The organism is Oscillochloris sp. ZM17-4 (assembly GCF_019599295.1).
GTDB lineage: Bacteria > Chloroflexota > Chloroflexia > Chloroflexales > Chloroflexaceae > Oscillochloris.
In genome coordinates, this window is sequence record NZ_JAIEWN010000062.1 from 1 (window position 1) to 21166 (window position 21166).

A 21166-nucleotide genomic window follows, 5' to 3' on the forward strand; every position below is an offset into this window, starting at 1 on the left:
CGTCAGTCGCCAGCCGGTGGGGCTTGACCCAGCGCGTATTCGCGCTAACAAAACGCTATTGTGCAGCCAGCGACAACATCCTGCACGGTGAGGGTGTGGGGGAGCTGTGCTCTCTCACACCCTCACGCCTCCTCGTCTTCTTCTTGGAAGATGCGCTCGATGGCGGCGCGGCTGATGGCGCGGTAGATATTGCGCAGGGCCAGCTCGCTGTCGGCGGGCGGGGGGCCGTAGCGCAGCAGCAGGGCCGTCTCGACCTCGGGGATGGCGATGTGAGACGTCAGCGCGGCCAGCTCCGGGCCGAGGGCGTCGAAGGAGTCGAGCTGGCTGGCCAGGGCGGGCACCGGCTCGACCGTGCTCACCGGGGCGCTGACCGGCTCGGCCGCCGCGGCCCGGCGGGCGCGCAGGGCGGCGATGATCTGATCCTTGCTGCGCCCGCGCAGCGCGAAGATCAGGAAGGGGTCCTCGTCAAATCGCTCGCCGAGCAGGAAGTAGACGGCGGCGATATGCTTGCAGGGGTTGGCGAAGTCTGGGCAGGAGCAGCTCGTCTCCAGGTCGCCCGCGTGGGTGGGGAAGAGCGAGACGCGGGCGGCGGCGAAGGCCTCCTCGATCTCGCGGGGCATCTCGCCGGCGAGCAGCTTGGCGGAGAAGATCGCCTGCTCGGACATGGCGTCGATCACCTTCGCCCACTGGGCGTTCGAGAGCGGGATGGTGGCGATCGTCACCTTATAGGGCGCGCGCTGCGAGCCCTGCACCCGCGCGCTGACGTGGCCGGGGGCGATGTCGATGTTCAGCACGGAGCCGTTGCGGGCGTAGCTGCGGCCGCGGGTGAGCCGGGTGCCGAAGCCGAAGCCCTCCAGCACCTCGATCCAGCGCCGGGCCCACCAGGTCTCGCCGAACTCGCCGCGCTGGCTCTTCGCCTTGATCCCGTTGGCCGGGATGCGCGGGCGGCGCTCCGGCCAGCTGTCGGTGTGTCTGCTGCTGCTGCTGCCTTTGCGGCGGGGTCGGGGCATAGGATTACCTCCAACTGTTGGGTCGCAGCAGCGCCGTGCTGCTGCGACCCTACTCGGCGTCGCGGCGCAGGGCCACCAGATCGCGGAGCTGGTCTGTGCTCAGCTCGGTGAGCCAGGCCTCGCCGGCGCCGAGGACCTGGGCGGCGAGGGCGCGCTTGCCCTCGATCATCTCGTCGATCTTCTCCTCGAGGGTGCCGCCGCAGACGAACTTATGCACCTGCACGTTGCGGGTCTGCCCGATGCGGAAGGCCCGGTCGGTGGCCTGGTCCTCCACCGCCGGGTTCCACCATCGGTCGAAGTGGAAGACGTGGTTGGCGCGGGTGAGGTTGAGCCCGACGCCGCCGGCCTTCAGCGAGAGGATGAAGATCGGCGGCCCCTCGGGGGCCTGGAAGCGCCGCACCAGGCCGTCGCGGGACTTGGCGGGGGTGCCGCCGTGGAGGAAGATCGCCTCGGCGCCGAGCCGCTCGCTGAGGTGGGCCTGGAGCAGCCCGCCCATCTCGGCGAACTGGGTGAAGATCAGCGCCCGGTCGTCGGCGGCGAGCACCTCCTCGAGCATCTCGTCGAGGCGGGCCAGCTTGCCCGAGCGCTCGCCGAGGGCCGAGCCGTCCTTGAGGAAGTGGGCCGGGTGGTTGCAGATCTGCTTGAGCCGGGTGAGCATAGCCAGCACCAGGCCGCGGCGGCGGGCCTTCGCGCCCTCGTCGTCGGCGCCCTCGATATCGCTCAGGGCGTCGCGCACGGTGGCCTCGTAGAGCGTGGCCTGCTCCTGGGTGAGCGGCACAAAGACCTTCATCTCCAGCTTGTCGGGCAGGTCCTCGATGATGCTGCGGTCGGTCTTCAGGCGGCGCAGGATGAAGGGCGCGGTGAGGCTGCGCAGCTGGGCGGCGGCCTCGGCGTCGCCGGCGCGCTCGATCGGGCGGGCGAAGCTGCGGCGGAACTCGGTCTCGCCGCCGAGGTAGCCGGGGTTGAGGAAGGCCATGATGCTCCACAGCTCAGAGAGGCGGTTCTCGACGGGCGTGCCGGTGAGGGCCAGGCGGCCGTCGGCGCGGATGGCCCGCGCCGCCTGGGCCTGGCGGGTGTCGCTGTTCTTGATGTTCTGGGCCTCGTCGAGCACGGCCAGGCGCCAGCCGAGGGCCGTCAGGGTGTCGCGGTCGCGGGCGAGCAGCGGGTAGCTGGTGATCACCACATCGTGCGCGGTCGCCACCTGCTCCAGCTCCTCGCCGCGCAGGCGCTCGGCGCCCTGGTGGAGGTGGACGCGCAGGGATGGCGCGAAGCGGGCCAGCTCGCGCTGCCAGTTGCCCATCACCGAGGTCGGGCAGACCAGCAGGGTCGGCCCGGCGTCCGGGGCGATCCGGCGGTCGTGGAGCAGCAGGGCGATCGCCTCCGCCGTTTTGCCGAGTCCCATGTCGTCCGCGAGGCATGCGCCCATGCCGAAGCGGCGCATGAAGGCCATCCAGGCCAGGCCGCGCAGCTGGTAGGGGCGCAGGGTGCCGCGGAAGTCGTCGGGCTGGGGCAGTTGCTCCATGGCCTCGGTGTTGGCCAGGGACTTGAGGAGGTCGCCGAGGGCGCCCTCGGCGTCCACGCCGCCGAAGGAGAGGCCGGCGGGCAGGTCGTCGGCGACGCCGCCGAGGCCCATGCGCAGCAGCTGGGCCATGCTCAGCTCGCCGCCCTTGCTGAAGAGCTCCATGGCCTTGCGGGCCTGCTCGGGGTCGAGCACGACCCACTCGCCGCGCACCTGGACGAGGGGCTGCTTGAGGGCGACGAGGCGCTCGAACTCCTCGCGGTTGATTGGCTGGTCGCCGACGCTGAGCTCCCAGCGAAAGTCGATCATGCTCTGGAAGCTGAGGCGGCCGGGGCCATCGTTGCGCTTCATCTTGCGCGGGGCGGCCTTGGCGCGGGCCTTGAGGCGGCCGGAGTCTCCCCACCAGGAGGGGACGAGCACGCCGAAGCCGCTCTGCTCAAGCAGGGGGGCGGCCTCCTTGAGGAAGCTGAAGGCCTCCTCGATGCTGAGGCTGGCGTGGTCGGGGGCCTTGTCGCGCAGGCTGCGGTCGATCGAGGGGGCGAGGCGGGCGGCGAAGCCGAGGCCGCGCAGCAGGCGCTCCTGGGGGTGGGCGAAGCGCCGGTCGAGGTAGGTGAAGTGCTGGCCGCGCTCGCGCCAGAGCTGGGCGGCGGGCACGAGCAGGCTGGGGTCGTCGATGGCCTGGAGCATATAGTTGAGCGACCAGGGCTGGCTCGGGTCGGCGGGCGGCTCCAGGCGGAAGGTGATGCGGAAGCTGTCGTCGCCGGCGACGTGCTCCTGGCCGGCCCAGGCCTGCCATGCCTTAAACAGCTCATCGGCCTCGCGGCTGCGCAGGTGCAGGGCGGGGTCGCGGTCGAGCAGGGCGACCATCCATGCGGCGCCGGGGGAGGGCGGCAGGCTGCGCCAGACGGCGAGCTGGGTGGCGGCGGCCGAGTCGCCGGCGGCGATCTGGCGCACCAGGGCGTCGGCGGCGGCGGCGAGGAAGCTGTCGACCAGGGCGCGCGGCGCGGGGGCGGCCTCGGGGGTGTCGGCGACGGCGCGGCAGAGGGCGGGCATGCCGCTGCGCAGGGCGGCGATCTTGCGGGCGAGGTCGGGGACGGGGCGCGGCTCCCAGCACGCGCGCAGGCCGCCGCCGTCGCGCACGAGGGCGGGCAGGATCTGCTGGCCGGCGACCAGCTCGATCGCCAGGAGGGCGGCGGTGCGCCAGGCCCGCAGGTCGGCGCCGAGGCCGTGGTCGCTCGCGGGGGGCAGCAGCAGGTCGAGGGCCTGGGCGGGGGTGAGCAGGAGGCCGCGCACGCGCCAGCCGGACAGGGCCACATCGCCGGCGGGGATCTCGGCGCCGGCCTGGCGCAGCTCGCGGAGCGGCAGGGGCGCGCCCATCACCGAGGGCAGCCAGATGGTGCGCTCGGAGCTGGCGGGCACGCGCGAGCTGGAGGGCAGATTGGCCATCCGCTCGTGGATCGCGTCGGTGTGGGCCTGGGCCGGGTGCGACGGGTGGCCCGGCCGACGCCGGTGACGCCCGCGCCGCGCCGCGCGCTCGGCCATCTCGCCCCAGAGGAAGAGCCGCCCCTCGGCGGCCAGCCAGGTGCCGTGCAGGACGGCGGCGTGGGCTGCGATGGACATGGACGTAGGTACTCTCGCTAGGCTACGGGTACAGGGTGTGGGCACATGGCCGTGCGACAGCTCAGGAGCGCCAGGGGGCGCCGCGTGCCGGCAGGCTGTGCCGTTGCGACAGGTCGTGTGTGCGCCCGCCGGCGCCGCGGCGAGCGGGCGATGCGCGCCACACCGGAGCTGGGCGGCGCGCGTGGGCGCGCCGCCCACCCCTGTCGTGGGAACAACGCACCTCAGCGCAAGCGCGGTCCGCTCGCGAGGCACCGCATCACATCTTCTTCATAATCCCGCCCCCCGCGCGCGGGGGGGGGAGGGGCGAGGTCAGATCGTGACTCGGCTGCTCGGCCCCTCGTGTCATTGCAGATCGCGGGCCGGCGTCACAGATCGGGCGATGCGCACTGCGTCCGCCATCTGGCGGACGCGCTAGCGAGCGCCTGACTCTGCACTGGCCAGCGATATCTGGGCAATCCGGATTCTTAATCCATTGGACAGTATACTATACAATGCGCTGCTCTTGTGCGCTCGGGGTGTGACGGTAGGGCCACGTCATTGTTCCCTCTCCCAACCGCCGGGCGACGCCGCACCGCGTTACTTCTGCTCTACTACGTATTGGGGCTGGGCGGCGAATCCGCCCAGCCCCAATACAAAACCGGATCACACCCCGCGCAGCGCCAGGTGCGCCTCGTGCAGCAGGCGCTCGGTGGTCTCCCAGCCGATGCAGCCGTCGGTGAGCGAGACGCCGTACCTGAGGGCGGACCGGTCGGCGGTGAGGGTCTGCTTGCCCTCGACGATGTTGCTCTCGACCATCACGCCGACGATCGGGCCGACCCGGCGCACCACCTGGTCGACCACGATATGCAGCACCGCCTCCTGGCGCCGGTAGTCGCCGCCGGCGTTGGCGTGGCTACAGTCGACCATCACGGCGGGGCTGAGGTGGGCCTCGCGCATCAGGCGGGTCGCCTGCACCACGTGCTCCTCGTAGTAGTTCGGCTCGGCCCGCCCGCCGCGCAGGATGACGAAGCTGTCGGGGTTGCCGGTGGTCTTCACCACCGAGCCGCGGCCGTCCTCGTCGATGCCGAGGAAGCTGTGCTGGCCGGCGGCCGACACGCAGGCGTTCACGGCGACCTGGATGCCGCCGTCGGTGCCGTTCTTAAAGCCCACCGGCATCGAGACGCCGCTGGCCAGGGCGCGATGGGTCTGGGCCTCGGTGGTGCGCGCGCCGATCGTGCCGAGGCTGATCTGGTCGTCGATATACTGCGGGCTGATCGGGTCGAGCATCTCGGTGGCCACCGGCAGGCCCATGGCGTTGATCTCTAGCAGCAGCCTGCGGGCGGTCGTCAGGCCGGCGCCCATGTCGAAGCTGCCGTCCAGGTTGGGGTCGTTGATCAGGCCGCGCCAGCCCACGGTGGTGCGCGGCTTCTCCAGGTAGGCGCGCATGATCAGGAAGAGCCGGTCGCCCAGCTGTTGCTGGAGGCCGGCCAGGCGGCGGGCGTAGTCGAGGGCGGCCTCGGGGTCGTGGATCGAGCAGGGGCCGATCACCACCATCAGGCGCGGGTCCTCGCGGCGCAGGATGCGCCGGATGGTCGCCCGCGCCTCGGCCACCGTGCGGGCCACCGGCTCGCTCAGGGGCAGCGCCTCCTTCAGCGCGCGCGGCGGGCTGAAGGGCGTGAGCTCGCGGATGTGGACGTTGGCGACTCTGCGCATATCGCTGGGCATAGTGTCCCTATGGTGATTGCAGATTGCAGATTGCAGATTGCAGATTGTGGATTGTGTGTGGGTAATTGTGGATAACAGGCCCAACCCCCAACCCCCAACCCCCAGTATAGCCGAGAATCCCCCAGCGCCGGGTAACATCGCACCCGCCCGCATGCCGTAGGGGCGACCCAGCGTGGTAGGCAAGGCTGTTGCAACGTCGCTGGCGGCTGAAGCCGCGCCGGGAAGGGCCTGCGGCCAGCCGCCCGTCTGCGCGGGCGGTTCCGGCGTCGGCCTGCGCCGACGCCCGGCGCGCAGCGCCCGTCGGCGCGGCTTCAGCCGCCCGCTCCGAGATAGGCTGCACGACGTTACGCCGCCCCCCAGCGTGGTCGCCCACCATGCCGTAGGGCCCCCCCAGCGTGATCGCCCGCCATACGTCGCGCCCCTACGCGCCGGCGAGCAGGGCGCGCACACCGACGTCATCGAGGCCGGGGGCGAAGAGCCAGCCCTGGCCGAGGCCGCACTGCAGGTTGCGCAGCTGCTGGTACTGCTCCTCCGTCTCGATGCCCTCGGCCACCACATCGAGGTTGAGGGTGCGGGCCAGGGCGATGATCGCCTGGACGATCTCGCTCTGGCCGCTGGGCGGGCTGAGCCGGCTGATGAACGAGCGGTCGATCTTGAGGACGTTCACCGGGAAGTTGTAGAGGTAGCTGAGCGACGAGTAGCCGGTGCCAAAGTCGTCGATGCAGAGCTGCACGCCGAGGTCGCGGATACGCTGGAGGGTATCGCTCAGATCGCCGCTGAGGGCGATCAGGCTGTGCTCGGTGAGCTCCAGCTTCAGGCTGGTGGGGGGCAGGCCGCTCTCCACCAGGGCGTCAGCGATCTGGGCCACGACATCGGGCTCGGTGAAGATACGGGCCGAGAGGTTCACGTTCACCGAGAGCGGCGGCTCCGTGGGGAACTCGCGCTGCCAGATGTAGGCCTGGCGGCAGGCCTCGCGCAGCACCCACCAGGTGATCGGGATGATCAGGCTGGTCTCCTCGGCGATATCGAGGAAGGTGCCGGGGTAGAGCAGGCCGCGCTGCGGGTGCTGCCAGCGGATGAGCGACTCGAAGCCGCTGACCCTGCCGCTCACCAGCGAGATGATCGGCTGGTAGTGGAGGAGCAGCTCCCCGCGCGCCATCGCCATGCGCAGGTCGCCCTCCAGCTGAAGCTTCGCCATCGCGTCGACGTGCATCAGGGGCGTGAAGATGCTGTGGCGGGCCCGGCCGCCCATCTTCGCCTGGTACATGGCCGTGTCGGCGTCGCGGATCATCTCGGCCGAGCTGCTGTACTCCAGGGAGCTGCCGGTGATGCCGATGCTCGCCGTGGTGATCGACTGGTGGTCGCCCAGCATGATCGGCTCGGCGATGGCGGCCTGGAGCCGCTGTGTGATCAGCTCGACGGTCTGGTCATCGACGACATCCTCGATCAGGATGGTGAACTCGTCGCCGCCGAGGCGGGCCACCGTATCGTTGGGGCGCAGGCATGCCTGGATGCGCTGGGCGATGGTGGTGAGCAAGTAGTCCCCGGCGGCGTGGCCGAGGCTGTCGTTGATCGTCTTGAAGCGGTCGAGGTCGAGGAAGAGCACGGCGAAGCGGCGCTCGGGCTGGCGGCGGGCGATGGCGATCGCCCGGTCGAGCCGGTCGAGGAAGAGGGCGCGGTTCGGCAGGCCGGTGAGCAGATCGTGCAGTGCGTCGTACTGCATCTGCTCCTCGGCGGCGCGGCGCTCGGTGATGTCGGTCTGCGAGCCGGCGATGCGCGTGGCGCGGCCCGAGGCGTCCCAGACCGCCATACCGCGGCAGAGCACCCAGCGGTAGGCGCCGCTACGGTGACGGATGCGGTACTCGTGCTCGAAGTAGCTGAGCAGCTGGCGGAAGTGGGCGGTCAGGCGCACCGTAAAGAGCTCCTGGTCATCGGGGTGGATGCGGTCGAGCCACTCGGCGGGCGCGTCGCCGATCTCGGCGTCGTTGTAGCCGAGCATGTTCTTCCAGCGCGATGAGAGGAAGACCCGGTCGCTCAGCAGGTCCCAGTCCCACAGGCCATCGTTGGCGCCGCGCGCGGCCAGGGCGTAGCGCTCCTCGGATCGCTCAAGCGCGGCGGCGCGCTCGGCCACCTGCCGCTCCAGGTCGGCGCGCTGGCGGCGCTCCTGGTCGCGCAGGTGCTTCTTCGCGAGGCTGACGCTGACGCGGGCCTTGAGCAGGAGCGGGTTGAACGGCTTGAAGAGGTAGTCCTCGGCGCCGAGGGTGATGCACGCGACCACGATCTCGATATCGGTGTCGCCGGAGAGCACCACCACCGGCAGGTCGGGGAGCTGCGGGTCAGCCTTGATCTCCGTCAGGACGGCGCGGCCATCCATATCCGGCATGATCATATCGAGCAGCAGCAGGTCGAAGGGCTGCGCGCGGAGCAGGGCCAGCCCCTCGGCACCGCTGCCGACGCCGATCACCTCGTGCGACTGGCGGGTCAGCTGGCGGATGATCAGGTTGCGGATGAGCTCCTGGTCATCGATAACCAGAATATGCCCTGGCTCCATAGCGGCCATCTCCACTGGGGGGACACTGCTTGCAGTACTGCATTGTAGCCGCGATTTGTTACCGTATGTCAAGGATGTCAGCGAATAGAATCGAATGCGCGAATGCTGCCGCTGATCGTTCGTACTGTTCGTTGGTCATCACCACTATTGACTTAACCAGGAATTGACAACTGCGCCCCAGGCGAGGATAATAGCCTGACCCTACCTTCTTTCTGTCTCTAAAGGCAACGCTGCCCGTCAGATCTCAGGTCTCCCGCTGTACCAACAGCGCCGGGCCGTGGCATCTGGCCCCCGCAGCCTCGCCTTTAGATCGTGGAGCGACCAATGGCTGATTCGCATGATCTGCACGGGCTGCTGGAGTGGCGTTGTATTGGCCCGTTCCGTGGCGGGCGCGTTGTGGCCGTGGCCGGCGACCCGCGCGCCAGCAATGTCTTCTACTTCGGCGCGGTGGCCGGCGGGGTCTGGAAGACCAGCGATGCCGGCGTGACCTGGGAGTGCGTCTCCGACGGCTTCCTGAAGACCTCGTCGGTCGGCGCGCTGGAGGTGGCCCCCGCCGACCCGAATGTGATCTACGCCGGCATGGGCGAGACGACCATCCGCATCGATGTCTCCCACGGCGACGGGGTCTACAAGTCCACCGACGCCGGGCGCACCTGGCGGCACATGGGCCTGGCCGACACCCGCCACATCGGCAAGGTGCGCACCCACCCCGACAACCCCGACATCGTCTATGTGGCCGCCCTCGGCCACGCCTTCGGCCCCAACCCGGACCGCGGCGTCTTCAAGTCGACCGACGGCGGCGAGACATGGCGCAAGGTGCTCTTCAAGAGCAACACGGCCGGCGCGGTGGATCTGAGCATCGACCTGACCAACCCGCGGATCATCTACGCGTCGATCTGGGAGGCCCACCGCAGCTTCTGGCAGATCTCCAGCGGCGGCCCCGAGAGCGGCCTCTGGCAGAGCGTGGATGGCGGCGAGACATGGGCGGACCTGAGCGACCGGCCGGGCCTGCCGAAGGGCCTGAAGGGCAAGATCGCCGTCGTCGCCTCGCCCGCCCAGGCCGGCCGGGTCTGGGCGCTGATCGAGCACCGCACCCAGGGCGGGCTCTACCGCTCCGACGACGCCGGGGCGACCTGGGAGCGGGTCAGCGACAACCAGAACCTGGTCTCGCGGGCCTGGTACTACGTCCACCTGACCGCCGACACCACCGACCCGGACACGGTCTATGTGAACAACCTGAGCTTCTACAAGTCGACCGACGGCGGCCGGACCTTCGCCGAGATCGCCACGCCCCACGGCGACAACCACGACCTGTGGATCGACCCGGCCAACAACCAGCGCATGGTGCAGGGCAACGACGGCGGGGCCTGCGTCTCGCTCAACGGCGGCTACACCTGGAGCAGCATCTACAACCAGCCGACGGCGCAGCTCTACCACATCGCCGCCGATGTGCGCAAGCCCTACCACGTCTACGGCACCCAGCAGGACAACACCAGCATCGCGGTGCCCTCGCGCACCTACCGCATGGCGATCACCTGGGGCGACTGCTACATCGCCGGCACCGGCGAGAGCGGCTACATCGTCTCGCGGCCCGACAACCCGAACATCGTCTACGTGGGCGCGATCGGCTCCTCGCCGGGCGGCGGCAACTGCCTCCAGCGCTACGACCACAGCACCGGCCAGCTGCGCCTGATCACCACCTGGCCCGAGGCCAACGGCGGCATCGGCGCCGGCGAGTGGAAGTACCGCTTCAACTGGACCTACCCGATCATCCTCTCGCCCCACGACGGCAACACGCTCTACATCGGCGGCAACCTGGTGTTCAAGAGCGAGGACGAGGGCCAGACCTGGGAGCCCGTCAGCCCCGACCTGACCCGCGCCGACCCGGAGACGCTCAAGCCGACCGGCGGGCCGGTCAACCTCGATGCGATCGGCGCCGAGACCTACGCGACCGTCTTCGCCCTGGCCGAGTCGGCCCACGAGCGGGGCGTGATCTGGGCTGGCTCCGACGATGGCGTGATGCATATCACCAAGGACGGCGGGGCCTCCTGGCAGGCGATCACCCCGCCCGACCTGCCCGACTTCACGATGATCAGCTGCATCGAGCTCTCGCCCTTCGACAAGGCCACGGCCTACGTGGCGGCCACCCGCTACAAGCTCGACGACTACCAGCCCTACCTCTACAAGACGACCGACTACGGGGCGAGCTGGGCGCGGATCAACGCCGGCATCCCCGACGACGACTTCACCCGCGTTATCCGCTGCGACCTGGAGCAGGCGGGGATGCTCTACGCCGGCACCGAGACGGGGGTCTACCTCTCGCTGGACGACGGCGCGAGCTGGGCGCGCTTCCAGCTGAACCTGCCGGTCTCGCCCATCCACGACCTGCTGGTGAAGGATGGCGACCTGATCGCGGGCACCCACGGCCGCTCGATCTGGGTGCTGGACGACCTGAGCGCGCTGCGCCAGGCGGCGGCGGCCGACGGCGGGGCCGCGCGCCTGCTGGCCCCGCGCACGACGCTGCGCCCGATCACCGGGGTGGACTGGAGCGGCGACGATCCGGGCAAGCAGTACCTCAACGCCGTCGGCGGCAACGTGGTGGTGCGCAAGACGCCGGAGGGCGCCACGCAGCGCACATTCCTCGACGCCGGCACGAACCCGCCCGGCGGCGCGGTGATCACCTACCGCCTGGCCGAGGCCCCGGCCGAGCCGCTCACGCTGACGATCCGCGACGGCGCGGGCGTCGAGGTGCGCAGCTTCGTCAGCCCGAAGGCCCCCAACGCCGACGGCACGCCCGCCGAGCAGCCCAAGGGCCTGAAGGCCCCGGCCAAGGCCGGCTGGAACCGCTTTGTCTGGGACCTGCGCTGGGCGCCGGCGACCAAGATCGAGGGCAGCGACCCGCCCTCCCAGATGGAGATCGCCGGGCCGCGGGTGGCCCCAGGAGCCTACAGCGTCACCCTGACCGTGGGCGGCGAGAGCCAGACGCAGTGCTTCGCGGTGGTGAAGGACCCGGCGATCGCCACCAGCGACGAGGACCTGCAGGCCCAGTTCGACCTGCTCCAGCGCATCCACAAGAAGACCGACGAGCTGACCAAGGCGGTGAACCGCATGCGCGACCTGCGCGCGCAGCTGGACGGCTGGGCGAAGCGGGCGGCCGACCTGCCGGGCGGGGCGGCCACGGCCGAGGCGGCGAAGGCCCTGCGCGAGCAGGTGCTGGAGGTCGAGAAGACCATCCTCGTGCCCGACCTGCGCCCGGGCTGGGCCGACAACCTCAACCACGGGGTGCGCCTGCTGGCGAAGATCACCACCCTGCCCGCCGCGGTGGAGCTGGGCGACTACAAGCCCACCGCCGCCGCCGAGGCCGCCTTCGCCGACTTCGCGGGCCGCATCGACGCCCAGATCGGCGCCTTCAACGCCCTGATCGACAGCGGGCTCGCGCCGCTGAACGCCAAGATCGCCGAGGCCAAGCTGGGCGCGCTGATCGCGCGGCCGTAATGTAGGGGCGGGCCAGCGTGCCCGCCCCCAAGGAGAACACACCCATGCACGAGCTTATCCCCGTGGCCGCCGGCGCGATCGTGGGCGCGCTGGTGAGCCAGCTGCGCACCACCTGGGTCAAGGTCGTCGTCTTCGTGGCCATGTGTCTGCTGGTCGGCTTCGCCATGAGCTTCCTCACCGGCGAGCTGGAGGTCTCGGCGGGCTTCCTGAGCGTGGACGCCGGGCTGGTCTGGCTGGGCGGGCTGATCGCGGTGGCGCTGGCCGAGGGCTGGCGCCGGTACAGCGCGCGTCCGCGCGCCGCGTAGGGATTTGCGGGGCGCGGCTCCCCGGATGCGGGCGCTGCGCCCCGCGCCCCGCCCCGGGGGCCAGCCCCCGGGACCCCCGCCGGGGGCGCGTCGCCCATGTGCGTTAGGGTAACTGAAACCGGATTGAGCGTCCTCCGCCCGTGTCGGCCCGCCGGGGCGGCCCATCCCCGCCGGGGGCATGGTAGGGCCGACGCACGCGCACCCCATGCATGGGCGACCCGCAGATTCATCCGGTGCGCATGCTTCGGCCCTACGCCAATGCATCAGGCACCTGTTGTGCTCCACACGAAAACCGTTCTTAGTGCGAATAAGTCTAACAAACCGTTACCCTAACGCACATGGGCGCGTCGCCCCCAGCGGGGATACCTTAGCCGAGAGGCGCGCAGCCCAACCTACCCCCGCAGCCGCGCGGTGCTCTCGCGCACGACAAGCTCGGTGGCCGCCGGTGCCAGGTCGGGCTCCTCGCCGGCCAGCAGGCGCAGGGTGGCCCGCGCGGCGCTGCGGCCCTGCTCAAGCATATTCTGGCGCACCGTGGTCAGCGGCGGCGTCATGTAGGCCGAGGTCAGCAGGTCGTCGAAGCCGACCAGCGAGACATCCTCGGGCACGCGCAGGCCGCGCCGGGAGAGGCCGAGCCGCGCCCCGTAGGCGATCTGGTCGTTGGCGGCGAAGATCGCGCTGAAGGATGCCCCCCGCGCCACCAGCGACTCCAGGGCCAGCAGGCCGCTCTGCTCGGTGAAGTCGCCCTCGGCGATCAGGCGCTCGTCGACGGGCAGCCGGGCCTCGGCCAGGGCGTCCTCGTAGCCGCGCCGGCGCTCGCGGGCGTCGTTGTGGGCGGGGATGCCGGTGATGTGGGCGATCCGGCGGTGGCCGAGGTCGATCAGGTGGCGGGTGGCGCTGCGCGCGCCCTCGTAGTTCTGCACGCGCAGGCACTGCCGCTCGTCCCCGGGCATGGTGCGCCCGACCGTGATCACCGGGATCTGGGCGCTGATCGCGCTCAGGTCGACGTTGCTCTGGCTGCCGCCGAGCACGATCAGCGCGTCGACCTGGCGGTCGACCAGCATGGTCAGGGCGGCCAGCTCCTCGTCGCGACGCCACTGGCCGCTGGCGAAGATCGGGTGGTAGCCGCTGCCCGCCAGCCCCTCCTCGATGCCCTGGGCCAGCTCGCCGTAGAACTGGCTGGCCATGCTCTGGGTCAGGATGCCGATCGCCATCGACTTGCCGCGCACGAGCGCCCGCGCGTTCAGGTTCGGCCGGAAGTTGAGCTGCTTGATCGCGGCCAGCACGGCGGCGCGCTTCTCGGGGTGGACCGGGCTGTTTCCGGTGAGCACCCGCGACACCGTGCTCGGCGAGACGCTGGCGGCCTCGGCGATGTCGCTGACGGTCGGCGGTTTGTGCATGTCTGCCATGGTGTCCCCGAAATCGATTTCCTGCCTCGCGGGCGTATTGTAGCACAGGCGGCGCATCATTTCTAGCGCCTGGCGCTGGGCACGGCAATTGCAACGTCACTAACCGGTGGAAGTATATCTGCGACGTCGCCGCTCACCAAGAAACGGGCCTGGGGCAAAACGACGGGCGCTGGGCGGATTTTCATGGCATGACATCGATTTCATAACGCCCCTTGACAGCACCCCGCGCCCGTTGTATACTCCTAGCACACCTGAAATCGCTTTCATAACTTTTCTGTTCCAGCCAGACCGCACTCTCTGCTTCTGGTAAGCCAGAAAAAACGCACCTTCGCCAGAAGGCCGAGCGGATCGTCAGCGATCTGATTATCTGAAAGCGATTTCAAGCGCGGCACCCGCCGACGCCGCAGCCCCCGCGTAAGGAGGGACCTATCGCTCAAAACCCAAACGGCCCTGGCCCGAACACGATCCACTGTCGGAACCCTTTCTACGGTAAGAAACCTCTGGAGGAGTCCCATGTTTAAGCGAAGCTCCGTCTTCCTCGGCCTCGTCCTAGCCCTCGCCACACTCCTCGCGGCGTGCGGCAGCTCCACCTCCACGCCCGCCGCCCCCGCCGCCGACGCCACAGCGGCCCCCGCCGCCGCCCCCGCCGCCGAGAAGGTTACGCTCAAGGTCCTCGTCCATCAGAACCCCCCGATGGTCGAGTTCATGAACACCTTCAACGAGCAGTTCCAGGCCAAGCACCCCAACATCACCGTCGACATGGCCGTGGTCAACGCCAGCGACCTGAGCACGGTGACCCAGACTCGCCTGACCGCCAACGATGTCGACGTCGTCGATATGTTCGGCTTCTCCAACGCGGCCCAGCCCTACATGAAGAATGTCACCCCGCCGAACTGGCAGACGCTGATCGACGCCGGCCTGCTCATGGACATCAGCGACCAGCCCTTCATCAAGAACTACGATGAGGCGGCGATCAAGGACGCCGGCAGCTACAACGGCAAGGTCTACCAGATCAACCTCGGCCGCGTCTCCTACAGCGGCATCTACTACAACAAGGACCTCTTCGCCGCCAATAACGTGGCCGTCCCCACCACCTGGAGCGAGCTGGTCGCGGCCTGCGCGACCTTCAAGGCGGCGAACATTCCCTGCATGACCGCCGGCGGCAAGGATGGCTGGCCGATCTTCGTGGGCGCCTACGGCCTGATCGGCGCCGAGTACCCCGACCAGTCCAAGCTTGTCGAGGGTCTGTGGACCGGCAGCATCACCTGGAACGACGCCAAGTCGCTGGATATGTGGGCGAAGATGAAGACCTACGCCCAGGACATGATGGAGCAGGGCGCCAGCGGCATCGCCGGCGACGCCGCCCCCGGTCGCTTCGCCTCCGGCGCGGTCGCCATGTTCCCCGGCGGCACCTGGTACGCCTCGGCCATCGACGCGGCCCAGCCCAGCTTCAAGTGGGGCTACATCCCCTTCCCCGGCAGCGATAACGCCGACGACAACAAGTACCTGTTCGGCAAGTACGACCAGGGCTGGGCCGTGGCGGCCAAGACCGCCAACAAGGACGCGGCCATGCAGTACCTGTCCGACTTCTCGGACCCGGCCAACTACCAGGCCTTCGCCAACGCGGTGGGCTTCATCCCGACCCAGCCCGGCGCCACGCTGAGCAGCCCGATCGGCACTGAGGTCGCGCCCTACCTGGCCAACTTCCGCGTGGGCTACGAGCAGTACTGGGTCGCCCCCAAGGGCGCCGGCGAGTTCGCCAACCCCTTCGCCTCCTACTACAAGCCCTTCGGCACCTTCGACGAGCCGCAGGCGGTCGCCGATAAGGTCCAGGCCGACCTCCAGTCCGGGCTCGATGCGAACAAGTAGGTAGCTGTCTGCGCCTGGGGCCGCGCCCCCAGGCCCAGCTTTTATTGAGTGGTGGCGGCGAAGCCGCCACCACTCAATAAAAAATACTGCGGGCGGCGAAGCCGCCGCACCCACTGGAGGGTATGGGCATGAACAACTATCACTTTGGCCGCGGCAGGGCGAGGCTTGCGCCCTACCTGCTGCTGCTGCCCGGGTTCTTCTTCTACCTCGTGATCATGCTGGGGCCGTCGATCGCGACCGGCGTGTACTCCTTCACCGACGCGAGCGGCATCCAGGGCACGACCCTGCACTGGATCGGGCTGGAGAACTACCGCGAGTTCCTGTTTCTCGGCCAGGCCTCGATCGACAACTACGGGGCGCTCTTCCGCACGCTGGTCTTCTCCTTCTTCGTGACGACCATCCAGTTCTCGCTGGGCCTGGGCCTGGCCCTGCTGGTGAACCAGCGCCTGAAGGGCATCAACGTCTTCCGCACGATCTTCTTCATGCCGGTCATCCTGGGCGCGGTCATCCAGGGCCTGATCTGGTCGCTGTTCCTCTACCCGCTGGGCGGCCCGCTCGCCAGCATCCTGGGAATGTTCGGCATGCGCTCCGAGTTCCTGGGCGGCCAGCCGAACGAGGCGATAGCCTGGGTGATCTTTGTGCAGATCTGGGCCAACCTGGGCGTCACGATGATGATCTTCATCGCCGGCCTGCAGACCATCCCGGAGGACCTCTACGAGGGGGCGCAGATCGACGGCGCGAGCCGCTGGCAGGTCTTTCGCAATATCACCTGGCCGATGCTGACGCCGAGCGTTAACACCAACCTGCTGCTGAACATCATCGGCTCGCTCCAGGCCTGGCAGCTCTTCCTCGTGCTGATCGGCTACCGCAACGGCACCCAGGTGCTCGGCTACCTGATCTTCGCCCAGGGCTTCGGCCAGGCGTCGGGCAGCGTCACCAGCGCCTTCAGGCAGGGCTACGCCGCCGCCGCATCGATCGTCCTCTTCTGCCTAGTCCTCGGCATCGGCCTACCCGTGCAGTACTTCCTGCAGCGGAGAGAGAAGAGGGTTCTCGGATGAGCACACTATCGACGACGGAGTCTGCCGGCCAGCGCACGCAGAATCTGGCCCGGCCGGGGCGGATCAAGTGGGGCAGGATCGGCGCCTACATCCTGCTCGTGCTGTTCGCGATCGTCTATGTCGGCCCGCTGCTGATGTTGGTCAACACCTCGCTGAAGACCCTGCCCGACTTCATGAAGAGCGCGACCTCGCTGCCGACGAGTCTGAACTTCCAGAACTTCGCCGACGCATGGTCGAAGGCTAACTTCCCGCTCTACATGACCAACACGCTGATCTACACCGTGTCGGCGACGGTGATCTACCTGATCACGGCGGTGTTCGTGGCCTTCCCGATCTCGCGCGGCTACGTGAAGGGCTCCGGCCTGCTGCTCACGCTCTATGTGATCGCCCTGTTCCTGCCGGTGGCCCTCATCCCGCAGTTCCAGCTGATGCTGAGCCTGGGCCTCTACAACAACCCGGTCGGCTACATCATGCTCTTCCTGGTCAACCCGATCGGGATCGTCATTCTGGTGAACTATATCAAGACCCTGCCGATGGACCTCGATGAGGCGGCGGCGATGGACGGCTGCGGCTACTTCCGCTTCGTGACCTCGATCGTCTTCCCGCTGATCCAGCCGGCCCTGGCCACCGTGGCCGTGCTGCACGCGATCGGCATCTGGAACGAGCTGATCCTGCCGACGATCTACCTCACCAACAAGGACTACTACCCGATCACCCGCGGCATGATCGTCTTCCAGGGCGTCTACGGCAGCAACTGGCCGACCCTGGCCGCCGCCGTGCTGATCATGACCCTGCCGATGCTGGTGATCTTCCTGGTGCTCCAGCGCTACATCGTCTCGGGCCTGACGGCGGGCGCCGTCAAGGGGTAAGTGGTTTGTTCGCGCGAATACGCCTTGGGTCAAGCCCCACCGGCTGGCGACTGAAGTCGCGCCGGAGCGGCGCGCAGCGCCGGGCGTCGGCCTACGCCGACGCCGGAACCGCCCGCGGAGGCGGGCGGTTGGCCGGAGGCTCCCGCGCTGCGACGTCAGTCGCCAGCTGAGGCTCCTACACTCACAGGTTAATCCAGCGCTTATTCGCACGAACAGTGGTCTTTGCGGAGAGGGCTTGCCCTCTCCGCGCCTCTCCCAGCCGAGCAGGGTGAAAGATGACAATCACAACCGACGCGCCAAGCGTCAGCGGCGGTTTCGTTGAGCTTGACGGCGTGAGCCTCTACCGCATCGCCGGCGTGGATACGATGGCCCCCTTCCTGATCTCGCTGGTCAGCGCGGCCGACCTCTGGATGTTCGTCACCAGCAGCGGCGGCCTGACCGCCGGCCGGGTCAGCCCGGAGACGGCGCTCTTTCCCTATGAGACGGTCGACCGACTCTACGACAACAGCCCGTACACCGGCCCGCTGACAGTGCTCCAGGTGACGCGGGCCGGCCTGGCCCAGCGCTGGGAGCCCTTCGGCGAGCGGCCCGGCGAGCGCTATCGGGTCGAGCGCAATCTGTACAAGGACGCCCTGGACAGCACGCTGGTCTTCGAGGAGATCAACCGCGACCTGGGCCTGGCCTTCCGCGCGACCTGGCAGAGCAGCCCGCGCTTCGGCTTTGTGCGCAGCTGTCGCCTGGAGGAGCTGTCGGGCGCGGCCTGCGCCGTGCGCGTGCTCGACGGCATGCAGAATATCCTGCCCCACGGGGCGACCACGGCCCTCCAGAGCGGCTACAGCAACCTGCTCGACGCCTACAAGCGCGCCGAGCTCGACCCGAGCGGCCTGGCGATCTTCGCGCTCAGCTCGACCCTGACCGACCTGGCTGAGGCGAGCGAGTCGCTGCGGGCCACGGCGGTCTGGCAGCTTGGCCTGGAGGGCGCGCGCACGCTGCTCTCCTCGGCGCAGGTGGATGCCTTCCGCCGCGGCGCGGCGGTTGAGGCCGAGCGCGATGTGCGCGGCGCGCGCGGGGCCTATCTGCTCCAGGCCGATCTTGACCTGGCCCCCGGCGAGGCCCGCTCCTGGCGGATCGTCGCCGACGTGGCCCGCGACGCGGCCGACATCGCCGAGCTGGCGCTGGCCCTATCCCAGGACCGCGCCGGGCTGGCCGTCGCCCTGGAGGCCGACATCGCCGCCGGGCACGCCGAGCTAGAGGGGCTGGTGGCGAGCGCCGACGGCATGCAGGCCGGCGGCGACCCGCTGATGGCGAGCCACCACCTGGCCAACACGCTCTTCAACATGATGCGCGGCGGCATCTTCGCCGAGGGCTACGCCATCGACACGGCCGACCTGCGCGCCTTTGTGGCCGCCCGCAGCCGGGCGGTGATCGCGCAGCACGCCGCCTTCTTCGCCGACCTGCCGCCGCAGATCGCCGCCGACGCCCTGGGCGAGCGGGCCGCCGCGACCGGGTCGCCCGACCTAGAGCGGCTCTGCACCGAGTATCTGCCGCTCACCTTCAGCCGCCGCCACGGCGACCCCAGCCGGCCCTGGAACCGCTTCGCGATCAACGTGCGCCGCCCCGACGGCTCGCGCCGGCTCGACCACCAGGGCAACTGGCGCGACATCTTCCAGAACTGGGAGCCGCTGGCCTTCAGCTACCCGCACTACCTCGGCGGCATGATCGCCACCTTCCTCAGCGCCACCAGCGCCGACGGCTACAACCCCTACCGGGTCACCCGCGCCGGCATCGAGTGGGAGGTGCCCGAGCCCGAGAACCCCTGGGCCAACATCGGCTACTGGAGCGACCACCAGATCATCTACCTGCTCAAGCTGCTGGAGGCCGCCGAGCGCTTTGAGCCCGGCGGCCTGCCCGCCCAGCTCGGCCGGCGCGCCTTCGCCTACGCCAATGTGCCCTACCGGATCAAGCCCTACCCGGCCCTGGTCGCCGACCCGCAGCACACGATCGACTTCGACTGGGAGGCCGAGGAGCTGGTCGCCGCCCGCGTCGCCGAGCGCGGGACGGACGGCAAGCTGCTCTGGGACGCCGAGGGCCAGGTGGTCCACGCCAGCATGGCCGAGAAGCTGCTGCTGCTGCTGCTGGCCAAGCTGGCCAACTTCGTGCCCGAGGGCGGCATCTGGATGAACACCCAGCGCCCCGAGTGGAACGACGCCAACAACGCCCTGGTCGGCAAGGGGCTCTCGGTGGTGACGCTGGCCTACCTGCGGCGCTACATCGTCTTCTGCCGCGAGCTGTTCGCCGCCGGCCCGCCGGACCTTGAGGTGGCCCGCGAGCTGCGCGCGCTCTTCGACGGCGTGGCCGGCGTGCTGGAGGCGCACCGCAGCAGCCTGGTCGGCGGCTTCAGCGACGAGGAGCGCCGGGGCGTGCTCGACGCCCTCGGCGCGGCGGGCAGCGCCTACCGCTGGGGCGTCTACCGGCACGGCCTCTCCGGCGAGCTGCGCAGCCTCGGGCGGGATCGGGTGGTGGCCGCGCTCGACCTGGCCCTGGCCTATGTCGAGCAGGGGCTGCGGGCCAACCGCCGCGCCGACGGGCTCTACCACAGCTACAACACCCTGCGCCTGGCCGACGGCCGCGCCGTCATCGGTCGGCTCGCCGAGATGCTGGAGGGCCAGGTGGCCATCCTCTCATCCGGCATGGTCGGCCCCCAGGAGGCCCTGGCCCTGCTGCGCGGCCTGCGCGCCGGCCCGCTCTACCGCGCCGACCAGCACAGCTACATGCTCTACCCCAACCGCGACCTGCCCGGCTTCCGCCAGAAGAACCGGATCGCCCCCGAGCAGGTGGGAGGCCTGGCCCTGGTCGCGGCCCTGGAGCGCGCGGGCGACCGGCGTCTGATCACGCGCGACGTCGAGGGCTTCTACCACTTCAGCGGCGACTTCCGCAACGCCCAGGGCGCCCGCGCCGCCCTGGAGGAGCTGGGCCGCGAGCCGGCCTTCTCGGCCCTGGCCGAGGAAGAGGGCGAGGCGATCCTCGACCTGTTCGAGCAGACCTTCCACCACGCCCAGTTCACCGGCCGCTCGGGCAGCTTCTTCGCCTACGAGGGCCTCGGCAGCATCTACTGGCACATGGTCGCCAAGCTGCTGCTCGCCGTCCAGGAGGTCTTCCTGCGCGCCGCCGAGTCCGGCGCCGCCGACGCTGACCTGGCCGGGCTGGCGGCGGCCTACCAGGATATCCGCGCCGGCCTGAGCGCCCACAAGTCGCCCGCCGAGTACGGGGCCTTCCCCAGCGACCCCTACTCGCACACGCCGCTCGGCCGCGGCGCCCAGCAGCCCGGCATGACCGGCCAGGTCAAGGAGGAGATCCTGACCCGCATGGGCGAGCTCGGCCTGGGGGTGCGCGACGGAGACATCAGCTTCCGCCCGCGCCTACTGGCCGATATCGAGTGGCTGGCCGCGCCGGGCGTATTTCGCCACCTCGACCTGGGCGGTCGCTGGCGCGAGATCGAGCTGCCGGCGGGCAGCCTGGCCTTCACCTACTGCCAGGTGCCCGTCGTCTACCGCCGCTCCAGCCAGCGCCGGATCGTACTGACCCTGGCCGGCGGCGACACCCGCGAGCTGCCCGGCGACAGCCTGGGCGTCGAGGTTAGCCGGGGGCTCTTCGCCCGCGACGGCCAGGTCGAGCGGATCACCGTGTGGACGGATGTCGCGTAAAGCGCGGCGACAGCGACGGCTTGGCTCCAGACCCAATATGAAAACACCGCGCGAGC

Annotated in this window: 11 protein-coding genes; 6 read left to right on the forward strand and 5 right to left on the reverse strand. The window is 69.7% G+C overall.

The genetic code is table 11. From position 1 onward, the window contains the following. Positions 1-122: 122 nt before the first annotated feature. The 4 genes from K2Z83_RS25395 to K2Z83_RS25410 all read right to left on the reverse strand — a co-directional run bounded on the left by K2Z83_RS25395 (position 123) and on the right by K2Z83_RS25410 (position 8404). The gene (locus K2Z83_RS25395; protein WP_220597971.1) at positions 123-1010 is read right to left on the reverse strand and encodes an SWIM zinc finger family protein; all 888 of its coding nucleotides are present in this window, start codon (positions 1008-1010) and stop codon (positions 123-125) included. Between the two features lie 49 nt (positions 1011-1059). After that, positions 1060-4149: a DEAD/DEAH box helicase gene (locus K2Z83_RS25400; protein WP_220597972.1), complete on the reverse strand. Its 3090-nt coding sequence runs from the start codon at positions 4147-4149 to the stop codon at positions 1060-1062. A gap of 642 nt (positions 4150-4791) precedes the next feature. Continuing rightward, positions 4792-5853, reverse strand: a complete 1062-nt coding sequence (locus K2Z83_RS25405; protein ID WP_305082527.1) for a 3-deoxy-7-phosphoheptulonate synthase — start codon at positions 5851-5853, stop codon at positions 4792-4794. A gap of 421 nt (positions 5854-6274) precedes the next feature. After that, the gene (locus K2Z83_RS25410) at positions 6275-8404 is read right to left on the reverse strand and encodes an EAL domain-containing protein (RefSeq protein ID WP_220597973.1); all 2130 of its coding nucleotides are present in this window, start codon (positions 8402-8404) and stop codon (positions 6275-6277) included. 324 nt (positions 8405-8728) lie between these two features. Here K2Z83_RS25410 and K2Z83_RS25415 point away from each other — a divergent pair, with 324 nt between their 5' ends. Together K2Z83_RS25415 and K2Z83_RS25420 are read left to right on the forward strand one after the other, a co-directional pair. After that, a complete protein-coding gene (locus tag K2Z83_RS25415; RefSeq protein WP_220597974.1) occupies positions 8729-11899 on the forward strand; it encodes a glycosyl hydrolase in 3171 nt (1056 codons plus the stop codon). A 44-nt stretch (positions 11900-11943) separates the two neighbouring features. Then, positions 11944-12204, forward strand: coding sequence for a hypothetical protein (locus K2Z83_RS25420; protein ID WP_220597975.1), 261 nt, complete (start codon positions 11944-11946; stop codon positions 12202-12204). A 392-nt stretch (positions 12205-12596) separates the two neighbouring features. Here K2Z83_RS25420 and K2Z83_RS25425 read toward each other — a convergent pair whose 3' ends face one another. Next, on the reverse strand, positions 12597-13601 hold the full coding sequence (locus K2Z83_RS25425; protein ID WP_220597976.1) for a LacI family DNA-binding transcriptional regulator: 1005 nt from the start codon (positions 13599-13601) through the stop codon (positions 12597-12599). 522 nt (positions 13602-14123) lie between these two features. Here K2Z83_RS25425 and K2Z83_RS25430 point away from each other — a divergent pair. From K2Z83_RS25430 to K2Z83_RS25445, 4 genes are all read left to right on the forward strand, one after another. After that, positions 14124-15479, forward strand: coding sequence for an ABC transporter substrate-binding protein (locus tag K2Z83_RS25430; protein WP_220597977.1), 1356 nt, complete (start codon positions 14124-14126; stop codon positions 15477-15479). A gap of 128 nt (positions 15480-15607) precedes the next feature. Then, positions 15608-16537: a carbohydrate ABC transporter permease gene (locus tag K2Z83_RS25435; protein WP_220597978.1), complete on the forward strand. Its 930-nt coding sequence runs from the start codon at positions 15608-15610 to the stop codon at positions 16535-16537. Beyond that, the gene (locus K2Z83_RS25440) at positions 16534-17406 is read left to right on the forward strand and encodes a carbohydrate ABC transporter permease (RefSeq protein ID WP_220597979.1); all 873 of its coding nucleotides are present in this window, start codon (positions 16534-16536) and stop codon (positions 17404-17406) included. The genes K2Z83_RS25435 and K2Z83_RS25440 overlap by 4 nt, the downstream gene beginning before the upstream one ends. A 275-nt stretch (positions 17407-17681) precedes the next feature. Then, a complete protein-coding gene (locus K2Z83_RS25445; protein WP_220597980.1) occupies positions 17682-21110 on the forward strand; it encodes a hypothetical protein in 3429 nt (1142 codons plus the stop codon). The last annotated feature ends 56 nt before the right edge of the window (positions 21111-21166 follow it).